The organism is Buttiauxella sp. S19-1 (genome assembly GCF_022134725.1).
GTDB lineage: Bacteria > Pseudomonadota > Gammaproteobacteria > Enterobacterales > Enterobacteriaceae > Buttiauxella > Buttiauxella ferragutiae.
In genome coordinates this window covers 1-1,467 of sequence record NZ_JAHWLU010000242.1, presented here as the reverse complement: position 1 = coordinate 1,467, position 1,467 = coordinate 1, and the positions used below count along the sequence as shown (strand labels likewise).

The following is a 1,467-nucleotide window of genomic DNA, read 5'->3' as shown; positions in this document are numbered from 1 at the left end:
GTCGAAAAACTTGCAGGTAAAGCGGACACCCAGTTATCGATCATTACGGAAGTTTTGGCGGGTTCATGGGAGCGTTTAGAGCAGGGGCGAGCGGATATTGTGATTGCGCCGGATATGCATTTCCGTTCTTCATCGGAGATTAACTCGCGCAAGTTGTACAAGGTGATGAGCGTTTATGTCGCCGCACCCGACCACCCGATTCACAATGAACCGGAGCCACTTTCAGAAGTGACACGCGTGAAGTATCGCGGTATTGCGGTGGCTGATACTGCGCGGGAACGCCCGGTGATCACGGTGCAATTACTGGATAAACAGCCGCGTTTGACGGTGAGTAGCATGGAAGATAAACGGCAGGCGTTGTTGGCCGGTTTGGGTGTGGCGACGATGCCTTATCCGCTGGTCGAACAGGATATTGCCGAAGGGCGTTTGCGCGTGGTGAGCCCTGAATACACCAACGAAATTGACATTATTATGGCGTGGCGACGCGATAGCATGGGCGAGGCGAAAGCCTGGTGCTTGCGTGAAATTCCAAAATTATTGAAGTAGTGGCTACGCCCTCACCCCGGCCCTCTCCCTCAGGAGAGGGGGAAAACCGGACAATTCCCTCTCCCTCAGGGAGAGGGCTAGGGTGAGGGGCAAAGCATTATTCACTGACTAATCTGGCATCCATCGCTTTTGGATCTGAACCGTATTTATTCTCACCCGGTGTGCCATTCTGGCAGTTGAACGCCAGAATAATCAGCCAGCCGACAATCGGAATAAATATCAGCAGTAACCACCAGGCTGAACGATCGGTATCGTGCAAACGACGGAACTGTACAGCCCAGTAAGGCAGGAAAATCAGCAGGCCATAAATGGTAGCCAGCAGACCTTCTTCTTTCGCAATTCGCAGTCCTAACATCTTATCCAGAATGGTTAACACGACGGTCAGTACCAGGTTCACCAGAATGAACATCCAGAATTCTTTACGTCGCGCCCGTCCGCTGAAACCAATGTAATTTCTTAGTACTTTGAAATACCAATCCATTTTTTGCCTACCTTGAGTTCTAACGATCTAATTCAAGAATAGTCGCGAATGATTTTTGCGTAAATTATAGCTTGGGTGAATTTAATCAACCGTGGTTAAACCGTTCATCGCGACCATGTGGCTCATTTAAATCCTGCGCAGGGCCAATGGAAATAATGCCCGTTGGGTTAATCGTTTTATGGCTGCGGTAATAGTGATTGCGGATATGCGCGAAATCGACGGTCTCGGCAATGCCCGGCATTTGGTAGATATCCCGCAAGAATCCGTAGATATTCAGGTAATCACTAATGCGGTGTTTGTCGCATTTAAAGTGGGTGACGTACACAGGATCGAAACGTACCAGTGTCGTCCACAGGCGAATATCGGCTTCAGTCAGTTGGTCACCGGTTAAATAGCGGTGCTGGCCAAGGATTTGCTCGACGCGCGCCAGTGATTCAAAC

General features: G+C 49.9%; 3 protein-coding genes. 1 reads left to right on the top strand and 2 read right to left on the bottom strand.

Annotated features, from left to right (window positions below):
* On the top strand, positions 1-546 hold a 546-nt coding region (locus MES37_RS24335), incomplete at its 5' end, for a LysR substrate-binding domain-containing protein (RefSeq protein ID WP_237932820.1).
* A 97-nt stretch (positions 547-643) separates the two neighbouring features.
* Here the strand turns inward: MES37_RS24335 and MES37_RS24330 are convergent.
* Together MES37_RS24330 and MES37_RS24325 are read right to left on the bottom strand one after the other, a co-directional pair.
* Entirely contained in the window at positions 644-1,027 is a 384-nt protein-coding gene (locus MES37_RS24330; RefSeq protein WP_064540426.1) for a DUF805 domain-containing protein, read from the bottom strand.
* Positions 1,028-1,112: 85 nt separating this feature from the next.
* Positions 1,113-1,467 (bottom strand): glutathione S-transferase C-terminal domain-containing protein (locus MES37_RS24325; RefSeq protein ID WP_237932819.1); only part of this gene is annotated, 355 nt, incomplete at its 5' end.

Bases quoted from the DNA above. Each gene is read 5' to 3' on its own strand.
- MES37_RS24330 (WP_064540426.1), bottom strand. From the start codon at position 1,027: ATGGATTGGTATTTCAAAGTACTAAGAAATTACATTGGTTTCAGCGGA.